Below are 16,548 nucleotides of genomic sequence, written 5' to 3'. Positions count from 1 at the left end.
TTGTCTAGCTTTTATGTTTACCCTACCCTATTTATTAATAGAATCGAGATAAATCCCCTCGTCGGATGGATGATTTTTGCATGCGCTGAGCTTGACGCATTTCTTCGCGCATGATTTGGCGTAATTCTGAATCACTTAAATCTTGTTCATCTGTAGCAACAGGATCTTTCTTTTTAGCAAATAATTTTTTAATCTTCGCCATATTCATACCCTGCTCTAAGTAGTCTTTAATTTCAAGCAATGTGTCGACGTCATTTAATGAAAACATGCGACGATTGCCTTCTGTTCGGTGCGGCTCAATTAAATGGTGTTCTTCATAATAACGAATTTGTCGTGCCGAGAGTTCAGTTAATTGCATCACAATACTCATTGATAATAACGGCATAGTTCGTCTAATTTCACGACTCATTTAAGTCCTCCTCCAATACCCGCTTATCATATAACGAAATTTTTTCACTGTCAACCAACCATGTGAGGTTTCCTAACATGTAAGGCGTTATTTTTTTCAATCCGATAGAAAATTGTAAAAAACTATTCAAATTTAAGGTTTATTTATTTTCATATTACTTTTTTTGAATGGCTTGAACAGCACTACAAATAGCAAATTTAACATGTTCATATGTTAGTCCACCCTGGATAAAGGCTGTATATGGTGGACGGATTGGACCATCTGCTGTCAGCTCAATGCTGGAGCCTTGAATAAATGTTCCCGCAGCCATAATGACATCATCTTCATAACCAGGCATATAAGCTGGTTCTGGAGCATAATGGGCATTTATTGGAGAATTGGCTTGTATTTCACGACAGAAGGCAATCATCTGCTGTGCAGTTTGGAAGGAAACGGATTGGATTAAATCCGTACGATTTGCATCATAGCTTGGAGAAGTGCTCATTCCGATTTCCTCCAGCATAGCTGCTGTAAAGATCGCACCTTTTAAGGCTTGTGATACGACATGTGGGGCTAGGAAAAATCCTTGATAAAAATCTCCTAATGTATTTAATGTTGCCCCTGCCTCTGCCCCAATACCTGGAGATGTCATACGATACGCACATTTCTCTACTAAATCTGCACGGCCAGCAATATAGCCACCAATTTTCGCCAATCCTCCACCAGGGTTTTTAATGAGTGAGCCTGCCATTAAATCAGCACCAACCTCTGTAGGTTCCTTCGCCTCTACGAACTCACCATAGCAGTTATCTACAAAAATAACGGCATGTGGGGCTAATTTGCGCACCTTTACGCACATATCAGCAATTTCTGCAATCGTAAAGGATGGACGTGTCGCATAGCCTTTCGAACGTTGAATGGCAATCATTTTTGTTTGCGTAGTAATGGCTGCTTCTACACCTACCCAATCAATTGCTTTATTTTCCACTAAATCCACATGTCGATAGCCTATTTTATAATCTTTCAGTGAACCGGTATCTTTGTTACCACCATCAACAATGGATTGCAATGTATCATATGGCTGACCAGAAATATAAAGCAGCTCATCACCAGGACGAAGGACACCGAATAGACTAAGCGTGATTGCATGTGTTCCTGAAATAATTTGTGGTCGTACAATGGCAGCCTCCGCCCCAAAAACTTCCGCATAAACACGCTCTAAATTATCGCGTCCCTCATCGTCATAGCCATAGCCATTGGATGGATGTAAATGATAGTCACTTACTTGATGCTTGCGAAATGCTGCTAGCACCTTCTGTTGATTATAAAACGCCATTTCTTCTACCTTTGCATGATAGGGTCGAACTTGCTCCTCTATTTTTGACGCTAAGGATAGCGTTTGTGCTGATAAATTAGATGTAAACGTCATTCTTTTCTTCTCCATTTCACAATTGTCCCGCATTTCAATCAGTAAGATCTATCGACTCTCTAAATTGACTTCACTCATTCTAGAATTCCCTAAATAACTACTGGTATATCAACGCTTTTGACGAATGTTTTTCTTTATTTCAATAACATCTTATCAATTTGTATGAACCCCTGCAAAACTTGCCTATTGTTTCTAAGCGAATTTTACGCTAAGCTAATGTGCGGACTTACTTCAAGAAGCGTATGTAATGACTGATTTTGGCTATTAAATTCATAGATTCTGTTACGTCAAAAAAAGTCTTTTAACTTTAAAAAAAGAAGTTCATTTATTGATAGAAGGGGTGAAAGGGATGGCTTGGGAGGTTTTTAGTATTATTGGAACAATTGCCTTTGCTATTTCTGGGGCAATCATTGCCATGGAAGAAGAATACGATTTATTCGGTGTATATATACTCGGTATTGTCACTGCTTTTGGTGGAGGAGCTATTCGAAATTTACTCATCGGGCTGCCTGTCACAACCTTATGGGGACAGGATATGATGTTTCAAATTGCACTAGCTGCGATTACGATATTTTTTATTTTCCCGCATCATCTGATTCAGCATTGGCATCGTTGGGGCAACTTCACAGATGCCATTGGCTTATCCGCGTTCGCTATTCAAGGTGCACTCTATGCCGTGAAGCTAGATATGCCAATTAGCGCAGTCGTTGTAGCTGCTGTTTTAACAGGTTCAGGTGGTGGTATTGTGCGAGATTTATTAGCTAGACGGAAGCCACTAGTTCTCCGTGATGAAGTCTATGGTGTTTGGGCTGCTCTCGCAGGGCTTGTTATCGGATTTGAAGTTTTGACTGGAGACATTTTCCTTTATGTATTATTTGCAGTGATTACAGCATTACGCATTCTTTCCTATATGATGAAGTGGCGTTTGCCTTTGCGAAGGTTGAATCGGGCATAGATACTGTAATTGATAAAAAAATGAATAAGCGCAAAGAGTTCATTAACTATTTGCGCTTATTTGTTATTCAGTAACTATTTAGCCAAAAGATTCATGGCTTCTTCTAATGTCACCATATTTTTCATCATAGAACAAGCAGCATCTAAAAGAGGAAAGGCTAGAGCAGCACCAGAGCCTTCGCCTAATCGCATGTTCATATGCAGCATTGGCTCTACACCAAGTAATGATGCGGCAATTTTAGCCCCTGGTTCCTCTGAAGCATGGGAAGGTATGATAAAGTCTTTTACTTTCGGTTCAATTTGATAAGCAATAAGCGCAGCAATAGTCGAAATAAAACCATCAATAATAACAGGTTTTCGGTGACTTGCGGCAGCCAGCATGATACCAGCCATAGCCCCTATCTCTAGCCCTCCAACTTTAGCTAGAACATCAATGATATCGTTAGGATTGGGTTTGTTGAGAGTAATTGCTTTTTCAATTACTGCTGCTTTATGAGCAATCCCTCCTTGACCAACTCCTGCGCCAAACCCTGTTATTTCAATAGGGTCATAGCCAGTCAAAGCAGCTAATATGGCAGTGCTCGGCGTTGTATTACCAATGCCCATTTCACCTGTTCCAAGTAGGTTGGCTCCTTTTGTGATTTCATCTGTTGCCACATGAATCCCCACTTCAATGGATTGAATAGCCTCTTCTCTTGACATAGCAGGGCCCTGTGCCATGTTATCTGTGCCATGCTTAATTTTATGAATGATGACACCTGCATCAAGCGGAATATCTTCTTTTACCCCAACATCTACTGTTACTACCTTTGCATTGGTAATGCCCGCAATCGCACAAACGCCTGTACCTCCCTTAGGAAAATTTAATGTTTGAAAGACCGTAACATCTTGTGGATTCGTTGTTATGCCTTCCTCACAAACGCCATGATCTGCTGCACAGACAATCATCACTTTTTTATCGACCATTGGATATAATTGTCCTGTTATGCCTGAAAGCTGTACGGCAAGTGATTCTAGTTTACCCAAGCTACCTGGGGGCTTACAAAGCGCATCAATTCGCTTTCTAGCTTGGTCCATACTATTCATATCAGCCTCTTGGATATTTTGAATCGTGTCTTGTAATAATTGCATTATTGTTTCTCCTCTCGTTCTACATGAAGACAAAATAAAAAGTCTGTAGTTTATTGTCATGACAAATAAACTACAGACTTTTCCATCATCTATATACTTCTGAAGCAAGTAGGCAGGTCTCCTGGCTCAAGCTCAACATATCATCGTGCCTTCCCAGCGATTCGCTAGTGGCATTTACGATGACACTCCCTTATACAGTGGCGGGTCCGCTAAAGTTTTTCACTTTATTCCCTATTCTCCCTATTGGGCACCTAATGCTTTTATTAAACTATTTATAATCTACGACAGCGTATTTTTTCTGTCAATATTAGAATACTCGCCTTGTACCATTTCTTCGGTTACCTATTCTTTTTCTATTTCGCTTAGCAATGTTGAGCCTAATAATAGGACCGCTCCTATTATTTGTAGAAGCGTCATTTTTTCACCTATAATCATCGTGGAAATTACTAATGATGTCAGTGGATCAATATAGCTAAGAATGGCTATACTTTGTCCTTTTAACTGTGACATGCCTAAAAAGAACAATAAAAATCCAACCCCTGCATGGACAATGCCTAATGTAATTAAGAATAGGACTGACTCAAAACTGATTTTCATGACCTGAAATCCTGTAGTTCCAAGTAGATAGAAGCCAAGGAAAAATGCTGCTAAAGAAAGTTGAATCATTGTATTTTCTGGTTCCTTTAAGCCGCATATAAATTTATTTGTCAATGTTAGCGCTGTGTAAAAGCATGCCGCGATAAGACCGTAGACAATGCCTATAAAATGCTCACTGTCCCCAGTGCCTTGACTTTGGACAATCAAATATAGTCCGATAAGAGCCACACAGACATACATTATTTTTCTGCCAACTAGCTTCTCTTTTAAAATAATTGGAGATAAGCAGATAACGAGTACTGGTGCAAAATAATAACTCAATGCAGCATTGGCAATCGTTGTTGCTTTATAAGCCTGAAATAAAAAAATCCAGTTCCCACACAAGGCGATACTAGAAAGTATTAATTTCCACTTATTTTTTATAATCTCTAATTTCGAAAAACTTTTCTTTTTATAAATAAAAATCACTACTAAAAAACAAGCACCTATTAAACTCATCCAAAAAGCGATTTCACTTGAAGATAACGGAATATACTTGGCAAAAACACCAACTGCTCCAAAAATAATCATGGATAATACAAATGCTAATTTTCCGCTCATTACAAATACCTACTTTCTACGTATAAAGTATTAACCTATACAGTAGAATCTATTGAAAATGAGCAAACTGTTATTGTATGCCTAAACAGTAGATTCTACTGTAAAGACATTGTTGGGGGTGCTATTGAACAAAACATACAAAATCCCTCCTTCACCTACATAATTGTAACATATTTCTGAAAATTAAAGAGTAAGTTTTATAAAGAAAGGGGTCACTAATCCCTTCATACTATTATGAGTATGTACAATATAAGGTAAGTCATAAATTTTCTTTGAGGAGGAGTTAGGATGAATGCAAGAGAATTGAGAAATGCTATTGCGGAGACTTGTGAAAATTATGATAGTCACTACGCTCAGTTAGTGAAACCAATCAATCAGTTATTAATGAATGTCGATGCTAGTATAAGTAACGAAACAGCGAATATAATCATCGAAAATTTGAAGTTATATTATAGCGGGGATAAATACATGACGGAATGTCACTTCGATGAGAGTGAAAATTTCTTAAAAGATGGTCTTGAACTTCTTCAAAATGGGGATCTTGCGAATGGTGCTTTACAAATATATGGTGCTGGTTTAAATTTTTCCAGTTATGCTTTAAAGGTTCGTGGGCAAAAAAATGTGAATCCGTATATTAACTTTGAAAAAAATTTCAGCCTCATCATGAACACACTCCGAAAATAAGTATATAAAAAAGGTGATGTCAATGATAGAAACAGCCACTTTGAAAAGCGAGAGGTTGATTTCCGTTCCACCAGCGTCCTTTCAGGGGGCGTCCGATGATGAGCCGCTTCACTCACTGCGTTCGCTCCAAGGTCCCCTCTGTGACGCTAAATCCCCTAGGAGTGACACTGGCTCCACTCCAATCAACCATATGTAAAAGTGGCTTTTCCTTCTCTTTCATACGAACCGTAGTGAACAAAATAGCCCATTATTTGTCTAATGAGAGAAAGGATAGCCCTTTATTTTCAATGTGAAGAAGTGGTAAGTAACAACACCCCTCCATAAAGAGTAGTGAACACCTTTGCTAAAAAGGTACCATTTTTATGCATTGGAATGGAAGGTTACTTGACTCCCGTGGGATAGTGAGACAGGCGAGCCTCTAAACGGAGCGGTAGCAGAGGAAGCGGCTCGGCGCTCGCTACCAGGAAAGCAAGTAGCCTGCAACGGAAATCCATTTTCACCTGTCACAAAAATGCTATGGATGGTTTTATTTTTCATTATGTCATTTATTTAAATTCTAATTCTCCATCGTAAGCTAGCATGCCGCCTTCAAGATTTGTTACATCAAATCCTTGCGCTTCTAAATAAGCACATGCATTAGCAGAACGAGCACCAGCCTTACAAACAACAATATATGGCTTTTCTACGTCTAATTCCTCTAAACGTTCTGGGATTGTCCCAAGGGCAATGTGCTTGGCACCAGGAATCATGCCGTGTGCTACTTCATCCTCTTCACGTACATCAATAATATATAGGTCCTCATTTGCATCTAATCGTTCTAGTAATTGTGTTGTTTCCATTGATTTCATGAACTTTTTTCCTCCAAAATTTCAAATTCCACTTACATTATAGCTTGTAACAAAAAAACAGCCAGTGTGGTGAACACAAGCTGTTTAACAATTTTTTATCCTTCTGTCTCTAAAAACTCTATTTGTTTTGCTGGAACGAATGTAGAAATGGCGTGCTTGTAGATTAGGTGCTGCTTATTTTCAGCATCCATTAATAAAACTGTAAAATTGTCATATGATTTCACAGTCCCTTTTAACTGAAATCCATTTAACAGAAATACAGTTACAAAAACACTGTTTTTACGTAGTTGGTTCAAGAACGTATCTTGCAAGTTGATTGATTTCATCAAATAGCCTCCCCACTAACTTTCTACCTCTTCACTCCTATAGTAGCATGTTCTACCAATTTATCAATTAGTAATTTTTAGAAATTTTTCTTAATTATTATAATTGTTCATCCGTCGTAATAAAATGGACATCCATTTTATTGCGAAAATAGGTAAGTTGTCTTTTTGCATAGCGGCGTGAATTTTGTTTTAAGCTATCAATAGCTTCTTCGAGGGTACATTTGCCATCCAAATAATCATACAATTCCTTATAGCCAATTGCTTGTATGGACTGCACATTTCGAATATTTTGCTGCCATAAACCTTTGACTTCTTCTAAAAGGCCATTGTCCATCATTAAATCAACACGACGGTTAATGCGGTCATAAAGCACTTCACGGGTCATATTTTGACCTAACCCCAAAATGACATGCTTATAAAGAGGTACTTCCCCTCGGTTTTGTGCTTCAGCTGCTTTGGATACACCGCTTAATTCCAGCATTTCTAATGCACGAATGACACGACGCGTATTGTTTGGATGAATCGTCTCCGCTGTTTGAGGGTCTAGTTGTTTTAATTTATTATGCATTGCCTCAGGGCCAAGCTTTGCTAATTCATCATAGTAGGCTTTTCGTGCTTCCTCATCAACTTTCTCATCAGTAAATTGGAAATCATAGAGGACCGCTTGTACATATAAGCCTGAGCCACCTACTATAATGGGTAATTTTTGTCGAGATTGGATTTCTGCAATTTTTGCTCGGACTAATTTTTGATAATCCGCTACTGAAAAAGATTCTGTCGGCTCTAAAAAACTGAGTAGATGGTGTGGTACGCCCTCCATCTCTTCTTCCTTAATTTTAGCAGTCCCAATATCGAGTCCTTTATAAATTTGCATGGAGTCGCCATTAATGACTTCACCGTTATATTTTTTCGCCAGTTCAATGCTTAAAGCTGTTTTACCAGAGGCAGTTGGTCCTACAATCGCTACGACCTCTGCCTGCTGTAATTTAGTTTCTATCATATTTTTCTAACCACCGTAATAATACTTGAAAGACCGCTTCTTGATTGTCTTCATTTAAAATTTCATGCCGTTTGTCCTCAAATAAATAAACCGTTACATCTTTTACTCCTACTGTTGCCAATTGTTCAGCAACTGTGTAAACGCCCAGCCCCTGTTCGCCAACCGGGTCTTTACTTCCACTTATCAAGAGAATAGGAAGATTTTTTCTCATTTTTGCTAATTCTTTTTTACGATTAAGTGTTGCAAAGCCCGTTGTTAAATCGACAAAAAATTGATTGGTTGGAATAAAGCCACAATATGGGTCATCTATATACTTCTGCACCTCTTGTTGGACAGAACATAGCCAGTCATAGGCCGTCTTTGGATTTGGAAACTGTTTATTAAAGCTACCAAAACTCAATTGATTTAGCAACTTACTTTCAGTTTCTTTCCCTAGCCCCTTAGCTAATACCTTGGCTACGATATTTCCAACAGCATGCAGGGCTGTCACATTTCCCGTACCACAGAGAATAACATTGTCTACTTGTTCACCATACAGTTGAATATATCGTCTAGTAATGAATGACCCCATACTATGACCAAAAATAATGAATGGTACATTTGCGTAAGGCGCATGTAATTGCGTGACCACTTCATGGGCATCTTTTACCACACGCTCAAAGCCGTTCTTTTCAGCAAAAAAACCTAACGTGCCATTATAGGCTGCCGTTTCACCGTGACCACGATGATCGTGCATCGTCACTACATAGCCTGCCGTATTGAGTGTTTTAGCAAATGTTAAATAGCGACCACTGTGCTCTGCCATACCATGCAAAATGTGAATATGACCAATACATGGCGTTGTGGGCTCCAATGTTCGAGTAAAGACAAAATGTCCATCCGACATTTGAATATAACGCTCCATCCCTTACTCCCCTTTTTTCACAAAATTTGTTGCATCCTTAATGGCTTGCTCTAATTCAGCCATATACTTGTGTTTCTGTTCCTCCGTATAATTCAAGTGTTGTTGCATCACTTGAATTACTTGCTGCTTATAAAGCTTGACGGCCTCAATATCAAAGTAAAGCAAGCCTGTACGACGAATAAAGAAGTCGCTCGGTGTATAGACCATTTCCTCTTCCATGCCATACAGTAGCATAGCGTGTAAAGCTAGAGGCATTGTACTGCCATGTTCATGTAAAAATTTAACACGATTAAATAATCCATCTACATTTGTGCCATACTTTTGTACAAGCTGTTTGGCTTCATCATAATTTAAGCCGTATTGTACACCTTCTCGTGCTTTATAAGCCATATAGTCAGGGAAATTAATCGCGTTGATTCCTTTTGCACCAGACAGTGAGAGCTCACGTGTTAAACAAGCACTTGCATGCTTATAGCGACGAGCTTTTACAATTTTATCGACAATTGTTTCAGCCATTTGACGATAGCCTGTGAGCTTACCGCCAGCGATTGTCATTAAACCACTTGGCGCTGTCCATATTTCATCTTTCCTTGAAATTTCAGAAGGGTCCTTTCCTTTTTCATAAATGAGCGGGCGTACTCCTGCCCAGGATGATTCAATCGTTTCTCTTGTAATAGTAGCAGTTGGAAAGACTTTTTTAGCAGCCTCAATTAAATAATCTACATCTTGCTGTGTAGCAACAGGGTGTACAAGATTTCCCTCAAAGACTGTATCCGTTGTCCCTATATAGGTTTTGTCATCTCGCGGAATTGCAAAAGCCATACGTCCATCAGGAATATCAAAATAAACAGCTTGCTTCAGTGGAAAATCCTTTTGGTTGAGGACAATATGAACGCCTTTTGTCAGACGTAATTGCTTGTTATCTGTTACTTTATCCTTGTGTCGTACGTCATCTACCCAAGGGCCTGTAGCATTGACAATTTGTGCTGCATGTACATCGAGTATTGTTCCCGTAACATGATCCTTCACTTTAATGCCAACAAGCTTTTTCTTTTTGTAGATAAATTCCGTCATCTCTGCATAATTGAGACACAATGCTCCATATTCTGCAGCCTTTTTCAATACTTCAATCGTCAGACGTGCATCATCCGTACGATATTCAACATAATACCCTCCACCCACAAGTCCATCTTCATTAAGTAAAGGTTCTAATGCTAGGGTTTCTTGGACGTTTAACATTGTTCTACGTTCATGTTTTTTGACACCCGCCAAGCGGTCATAAACCTTTAATGCTATAGATGTTGTAAACGGACTAAGTGAGCCCTTCTTATATAAAGGTAATAGCATTTTTTCAGGCGTTGTGACATGAACCGCATTATCATAAACGATTTCACGTTCACGCCCCACTTCCGCTACGACACCCACATCAAATTGCTTTAAATAACGTAGGCCACCGTGAATCAGCTTGGTTGAACGGCTCGACGTACCAGCTGAAAAATCCTGCATGTCAATTAATGCGACAGAAAGGCCTCTTGATGCGGCATCTAATGCAATTCCTGCACCTGTAATACCACCACCAATGACTAATACGTCAAAGCTATAGTGCTCTAGATAATATAAAATTTTTGGACGATGCTCAAATGAAAACATACCTTTCTCCCCCAATAGCTATGATTTAAAAATTCGTGTGGCCTCTACAGCCTTTTGCCAGCCAGTATAAAGAGCTGTGGCTTGCTCGTCCTCCATTTGTGGTTGGTAGGTTTGGCCACTCATCCATAATGCAGATAAGGTCTCTTGGTTTGGCCAAAAGTTTGTGGCAAGACCTGCTAAATAGGCTGCACCTAGTGCTGTTGATTCATTAAGCTGTGCTAGCTCAACTTGTAGCTGTAAAACATCACTTTGGAACTGCATTAAAAACTGATTTTTAACAGCCCCACCATCGACACGGAGTACTTCAATCGGGGTACCCGCTGCTTCTTCCATTGCATCCAGTACATCCTTTGTTTGATAGGCTAATGATTCAAGTGTTGCCCGGATGAAATGCTCTTTTGATGTTCCTCGTGTTAAGCCAAAAATGGCACCACGAGCATCTGTATCCCAATAAGGAGTTCCTAGACCAACAAAGGCAGGGACAATGTAGACACCATCCGTGTTCTTCACCTTTTTAGCATAGGTTTCGGAATCCTCAGCAGTACGAATCATACGTAGCCCATCTCGTAGCCATTGGATTGCTGACCCTGCTACAAAAACACTACCTTCTAATGCATAGGTCACTTTTCCATCTATCCCCCAAGCAATAGTCGTCAGTAAACCATTTTCAGAGGTCACTGCTTGCTGGCCTGTATTTAATAGCATAAAACAGCCAGTACCGTAAGTGTTTTTAGCCATTCCTTTTGTAAAGCAAGTTTGACCAAAAAGAGCGGCTTGTTGATCACCTGCAATCCCTGCAATCGGAATTTTTTCACCAAAGAAAATACTTGGTGCTGTTTCCGTGTATATTTCAGATGAATTTTTCACTTCAGGTAACATTGACATTGGAATAGCTAAAAGCTGACAAAGCTCATCATCCCATTGCAATTCATGAATATTGTAAAGCAATGTTCGAGCTGCATTTGAATAGTCGGTTACATGAGCCTTTCCTTTTGATAATCGCCAAACAATCCAAGAATCAATCGTCCCAAATAGCAAATCTCCATTGTTTGCCATTGCGCGTGCGCCATCCACATTATCTAAAATCCATTTAATTTTTGTTGCAGAAAAATAAGCATCTAGGCGTAGCCCTGTTTTTTGCTGAAAAAGCTCTTCATGGCCTTGATCTTTTAAGGTATTCACAATGTCCTGTGTTTGGCGCGATTGCCAGACAATCGCATTGTAAATGGGCTGACCTGTCTTTTTATCCCATACAACTGTCGTTTCGCGTTGATTGGTAATGCCAATGGCATGTACCTCACTTGCTTCGTGCCCACTTTCGGTTAAGACCGCCGCAATAACGGCTAGAATAGAACCCCAAATTTCATTTGCATTATGCTCTACCCAGCCAGCCTTCGGAAAAATTTGCTGAAATTCTTTTTGTGCGACATGAACAATTTCACCTTTTTTATTAAATAAAATAGCCCTTGAACTTGTCGTTCCTTGATCAATCGCTAAAATAAATTCGCCCATTCAACTTCCCCCTTGTCACTACATAACCCGTTTGAACATTTTTTCCACTTCATACGATGTAAAATGAATAAGCACTGGACGTCCATGAGGGCATGTAAATGGATTATCTGCATTACGTAAATCTCGTAGTAATGTTTCCATTTGTTCTTTTGTTAAATAATGATTGGCTTTGATCGATTTTTTACAGCTCATCATAATCGCCGCTGCTTCACGTAATTTTTTGACATCGGCCTTTTTCGTTGTTAGCACCTGTTCAATTAAATCCTCAATGATTTCCTGCTCTTCCCCTTGTGGGAACCAACTTGGGTGCTCACGTACAACAAAAGATGACTGACCAAATTCCTCTAAAAATACACCTACAGCTTCTAGCTCATGCTTGTATTCTCGTAAAATAAGTGCTTCATCGGCCGCATAGTGGAAAGTTAGTGGAAGCAATAATGCTTGACGTTCATGCGGATTGACTTGACCGACCTTTTCACGGAAAAATTCATATTTAATGCGTTCTTGTGCAGCATGTTGATCAATTAAATAAAAACCATCTTCCATTTGTGCAACAATGTATGTGCCATGGATTTGCCCAACTACTTCTAGTTCAGGAAATGGCTCTTTCGTAGACTCATTCTCAATTACTTCTTGTTGTTCTACACTGCTTACTTGTTCAACTGTCTCAGTCTCCAATCGCAGATCGGGCTGCCAGCTATCCTCTATCATAGTAGGTACAGGCTCTGGCACGACCAACTGTTCACGATTGCTCTCTTGAATGGTTTGGACATCATATAGTTTCTCAACAATTGCATGCATCTTCTCTACATCTATTTTGGGAGCAGGCTTCCAAATATTAAGTTGCTCATTAGTAGGTTTGACACTTTTTTCTTTCTTCTCCATCTGAGGTACGCGAATAACGCTGCGTATTTTTTCACGGATGGTTTCCTCGATTAATTTCAAAAGCTCTGGCTCTTTACTTAAACGAATTTGATGTTTCGCAGGATGCACATTGACATCTGTTAAATAAGGATCTCCCTCTATATAAAGGACAACTATCGGATAGCGTTCGATGGGTAAATACGTATGGTAGGCATCCACAACCACTTTTTGCACTAAATAATGCTTGACCCAGCGACCATTAACAAACAGAGACATATAATTTTTGGAAGCACGTGTCACCTCAGGCAAGGACACAAAGCCAGAAATTCGATAATCATATGATTCGCCTTGGAACGGCACCATCTTCTTGGCATTATGTACACCGTAAATAGCGGCCAGTACTTGTTGCACATCTCCTCGCCCATTGGTTTGCAATAATTGTTGACCATTATGCAGTAATCTGAATGCAATTTGTGGATTGCTAAGTGCTAGGCGATTCATTAGGTCTATCGTATGCCCAAGTTCAGTTTGAATAGTTTTCATATATTTTAAGCGTGCGGGCGTGTTAAAAAATAGCTGAGATACCGTTAAATCCGTACCTTTACGCAAAGGGCCAGGCTTATGTGTTAGGATATGTCCACCTTCAAGCTCTAAATACGTTCCAGATTCACCATTTGATGTTATCAGCGTCATTTTAGAAACAGAAGCAATGGATGCCAATGCTTCCCCACGGAAACCAAGTGTACGAATGCGGAATAAATCATGTTCCTGATGAATTTTACTAGTAGCATGGCGAGAGAATGACATCAATGCATCCTCTTCATCCATACCATTACCATTATCTATTACTTGAATGGAAGTGAGACCCGCTTCTAGTAAAAAAACATCAATGGACGTACTCCCCGCATCAATGGCATTTTCCACTAGCTCTTTGACAACAGAAGCTGGTCTTTCTACTACCTCTCCTGCTGCGATTTTATTGGATAGCCACTCGTCCATAATTTGTATGTTTCCCACTAACGTATCACTCCTTTATCTATTTTTTTACGTTGATTAGCTCTTGCTGTAGCTCATATAAAATATTCATTGCCTGCATAGGTGAAGTGCCTAAAATATTGACTTTTTCTAATTTTTTTAGCACCTCTGCCTCGGCTGGTGAAATCGGCTCTTCCTCTGCAAACAAAGACATTTGCACGGGTTGTTCAGCCATTACTTGTGTTTCAGCAACTACTTCTTTCCCAGCCTCAAAATTCTCCAGTAAAACACGCGCTCTCGCTAAAATTTCTTCTGGCAATTGTGCGAGCTGTGCTACATGAATACCATAGGATTTATCAGCGGCTCCTTTTTTCACCTTATGCAAGAACACAACCGTTCCATTTTTTTCCGTAGCCGATACATGGACATTTTGTAAGCGAGGTAAATCCTTTTCCAGTGCCGTTAATTCATGATAATGCGTAGAAAACAACGTATTTGCACCGATTTTATCATGAATATATTCCATCATCGATTGTGCCAAACTCATGCCGTCATAAGTCGATGTGCCACGTCCGATTTCATCAAATAGCATCAAGCTATTTTTTGTTGCATGCATAATAGCATGTTGTGATTCAAGCATTTCTACCATAAATGTGGATTGTCCTGCTGCTAAATCATCAGCCGCTCCAATGCGCGTAAAAATTTGATCGGTAATAGGCAGTCTCGCCTTTTCAGCAGGTACATAACAGCCCATTTGCGCCATAACAACAATTAAGGCTACTTGGCGCATATAAGTACTTTTACCAGACATATTCGGCCCTGTAATAAGCATCATATTATGCTGCTCTTCTAGCACACAATCATTTGGTACATACATTTGCTTATTTAACATTTTTTCAACAACTGGATGTCGTCCCTCTATAATTTCGAGCGCACGTCCACCATGAAATTCTGGTTTTGTAAAACGATATTTTTCTGAAACACTTGCAAAGCTTAGTAAAACATCTAGCTCACTAATACTTGCTGCAAGTGCTTGTACACGTGGGATATATGCCTTTAATGCCTCTCGAATTTCCACAAACAGATTGTACTCTAATGTTAAGCTTTCTTCCTCTGCATTTAAAATTAATGCTTCTTTTTCTTTTAGTTCGTGTGTAATATAGCGCTCTGCATTCGCCAACGTTTGTTTGCGCTCATAGCGTGTTAAGTCAGCTAAATGAATATTCGATTTTGTAATTTCAATATAGTAACCAAAAATTCGATTATAGCCTATTTTTAAATTTTTAATGCCTGTTTTCATTCGCTCTTCTTGTTCAAGTTGGGCAATCCAATCTTTACCGTTGCGAGCAGCATAGCGTAGTTCGTCTAAGCGCTCATTGTAGCCATCACGGATGACATCCCCTTCTTTAATGGTAATAGGCGGATTATCAGTGATCGCCATTGCTAATAAAGCCTCGACATCTGTGCATGTATCAAGTACTGCACCTAATTGCTGTAACGTCTCTTTATTTGCCCCCATCAGCTGCTGCTGAATAGCTGGCACTTGGCGCAATGAATCACGTAATTGGGCTAAATCACGTCCGCCTACATTGCCAAACGCAACACGACCAGCCAAACGCTCTAAATCATAGACTTGTTTTAAGGAAGCTTGTAGCTCAGTGCGCACAAAATATTCTTCCAATAAATCCGTGACAATCGCCAGCCTGTCCTCAATCGCTGTACGAGTAGCCAGCGGCTGATGTAGCCATTGTTTTAATTTTCGCCCACCCATTGCTGTCACGGTATCATCTAATAGCCATAAAAGTGTTCCTTTTTGGTCTCCACCACGAATCGATTGAATCAACTCTAAGTTTCGTTTGGAGCTAGAATCAATGCGTAAATAATTTTTAATTTCATTAAACGTGAAAGCTTGAATATGCGATAAAGAGCGCATTTGTGTTTGATCGATATACGCTAACAAACGAAGACAGGCAACTTGTAATGGCTGGGGTACGGCTTCTAAATAGCTTGCTGCTTTGTCCATAGGCATTTCATCCACTTCAACTGATAGCACAATCCCAGCATGAACGGCATGCTCTGCTAATAGTAGCTGTAAACTATCCGTTACAATAAGCTCTCGAATACCATAAGCCTGCATTTGCATTAAGAGGGCTTTTCCATCGCCTTCAATAGAAGAAGCCACTGCTTCACCTGTCGATAAATCTAAATAGGCATAGCCAAATGTCGTGTCATCTAATTGCTCTGCTGCCCCAATAAAATGGTTGGTTTTACCGTCAAGCGCCTTACCTTCCATAATGGTTCCGGGTGTGATAAGCTGAACCACTTCACGTTTGACCACACCTTTTGCTTGCTTTGGATCTTCTGTTTGTTCACAAATCGCCACTTTATAGCCCTTTTGCACAAGTGTTTCAATATAATTTTTAGCCGAATGATGCGGCACACCGCACATTGGTATTCGCTCTTTTGCGCCTGCATCTCGGCTCGTTAATGTAATCTCTAAAATTTGTGAGGCATTGATGGCATCCTCAAAAAACATCTCATAAAAGTCACCTAATCTAAAAAATAAAAAGGCATCTTTGTAGTCTTCCTTTACCTGTAGATACTGTTGCATCATTGGTGTATATGTTGTCATATAATTATTTACCTCGCTCTTACCATATAGATATTTTTATTATAACAAAAGATA

14 protein-coding genes and 1 riboswitch are annotated in these 16,548 nt (G+C 39.6%); of the genes, 2 read left to right on the top strand and 12 right to left on the bottom strand.

Going from position 1 to position 16,548, the window contains the following annotated elements:
* Positions 1-34 precede the first annotated feature (34 nt).
* Together AC6BKE_RS12955 and AC6BKE_RS12950 are read right to left on the bottom strand one after the other, a co-directional pair.
* Entirely contained in the window at positions 35-409 is a 375-nt protein-coding gene (locus AC6BKE_RS12955; RefSeq protein ID WP_036128174.1) for a MerR family transcriptional regulator, read from the bottom strand.
* A gap of 154 nt (positions 410-563) precedes the next feature.
* Positions 564-1,817: a methionine gamma-lyase family protein gene (locus AC6BKE_RS12950; RefSeq protein WP_340812728.1), complete on the bottom strand. Its 1,254-nt coding sequence runs from the start codon at positions 1,815-1,817 to the stop codon at positions 564-566.
* A gap of 349 nt (positions 1,818-2,166) precedes the next feature.
* On the opposite strand from AC6BKE_RS12950, the gene AC6BKE_RS12945 reads away from it, so the two are divergent.
* Positions 2,167-2,772 carry a trimeric intracellular cation channel family protein gene (locus AC6BKE_RS12945; RefSeq protein ID WP_036128179.1) on the top strand — a complete coding sequence of 202 codons (606 nt, stop codon included), beginning with the start codon at positions 2,167-2,169 and terminating at the stop codon, positions 2,770-2,772.
* Between the two features lie 74 nt (positions 2,773-2,846).
* Here the strand turns inward: AC6BKE_RS12945 and cobT are convergent, their stop codons facing one another.
* Positions 2,847-3,902: a nicotinate-nucleotide--dimethylbenzimidazole phosphoribosyltransferase gene (gene cobT, locus AC6BKE_RS12940; protein WP_499856893.1), complete on the bottom strand. Its 1,056-nt coding sequence runs from the start codon at positions 3,900-3,902 to the stop codon at positions 2,847-2,849.
* A 94-nt stretch (positions 3,903-3,996) separates the two neighbouring features.
* A riboswitch (cobalamin riboswitch) is annotated at positions 3,997-4,172 on the bottom strand.
* A gap of 72 nt (positions 4,173-4,244) precedes the next feature.
* Positions 4,245-5,099: a DMT family transporter gene (locus AC6BKE_RS12935; RefSeq protein WP_499856892.1), complete on the bottom strand. Its 855-nt coding sequence runs from the start codon at positions 5,097-5,099 to the stop codon at positions 4,245-4,247.
* A 288-nt stretch (positions 5,100-5,387) separates the two neighbouring features.
* On the opposite strand from AC6BKE_RS12935, the gene AC6BKE_RS12930 reads away from it, so the two are divergent.
* Entirely contained in the window at positions 5,388-5,783 is a 396-nt protein-coding gene (locus AC6BKE_RS12930) for a hypothetical protein (RefSeq protein ID WP_499856891.1), read from the top strand.
* 545 nt (positions 5,784-6,328) lie between these two features.
* Here the strand turns inward: AC6BKE_RS12930 and AC6BKE_RS12925 are convergent.
* The 8 genes from AC6BKE_RS12925 to mutS form a co-directional block, all read right to left on the bottom strand.
* Positions 6,329-6,631, bottom strand: a complete 303-nt coding sequence (locus AC6BKE_RS12925) for a rhodanese-like domain-containing protein (RefSeq protein WP_036124673.1) — start codon at positions 6,629-6,631, stop codon at positions 6,329-6,331.
* Positions 6,632-6,726: 95 nt separating this feature from the next.
* On the bottom strand, positions 6,727-6,957 hold the full coding sequence (gene hfq / locus AC6BKE_RS12920) for an RNA chaperone Hfq (protein WP_036124674.1): 231 nt from the start codon (positions 6,955-6,957) through the stop codon (positions 6,727-6,729).
* A gap of 97 nt (positions 6,958-7,054) precedes the next feature.
* Positions 7,055-7,957, bottom strand: coding sequence for a tRNA (adenosine(37)-N6)-dimethylallyltransferase MiaA (gene miaA / locus AC6BKE_RS12915; RefSeq protein ID WP_342504047.1), 903 nt, complete (start codon positions 7,955-7,957; stop codon positions 7,055-7,057).
* Entirely contained in the window at positions 7,944-8,861 is a 918-nt protein-coding gene (locus AC6BKE_RS12910) for an alpha/beta fold hydrolase (protein ID WP_141903518.1), read from the bottom strand. Before AC6BKE_RS12910 ends, miaA begins: the two co-directional genes overlap by 14 nt.
* Before the next feature lie 3 nt (positions 8,862-8,864).
* Positions 8,865-10,511, bottom strand: coding sequence for a glycerol-3-phosphate dehydrogenase/oxidase (locus AC6BKE_RS12905; protein ID WP_036124680.1), 1,647 nt, complete (start codon positions 10,509-10,511; stop codon positions 8,865-8,867).
* Between the two features lie 18 nt (positions 10,512-10,529).
* Positions 10,530-12,023 (bottom strand): glycerol kinase GlpK, encoded by a 1,494-nt coding sequence (glpK, locus tag AC6BKE_RS12900; RefSeq protein WP_271912546.1) that lies wholly within the window; start codon positions 12,021-12,023, stop codon positions 10,530-10,532.
* 18 nt (positions 12,024-12,041) lie between these two features.
* The gene (mutL, locus tag AC6BKE_RS12895) at positions 12,042-13,904 is read right to left on the bottom strand and encodes a DNA mismatch repair endonuclease MutL (RefSeq protein ID WP_499856890.1); all 1,863 of its coding nucleotides are present in this window, start codon (positions 13,902-13,904) and stop codon (positions 12,042-12,044) included.
* 19 nt (positions 13,905-13,923) lie between these two features.
* Positions 13,924-16,494 carry a DNA mismatch repair protein MutS gene (gene mutS / locus AC6BKE_RS12890; RefSeq protein WP_499856889.1) on the bottom strand — a complete coding sequence of 857 codons (2,571 nt, stop codon included), beginning with the start codon at positions 16,492-16,494 and terminating at the stop codon, positions 13,924-13,926.
* Positions 16,495-16,548: the final 54 nt, after the last annotated feature.

It is taken from the genome of Lysinibacillus sp. COL-1 (genome assembly GCF_059814265.1).
The sequence above is the reverse complement of the archived record's forward strand: the minus strand, read 5'-3'. Positions and strand labels throughout refer to the sequence as shown.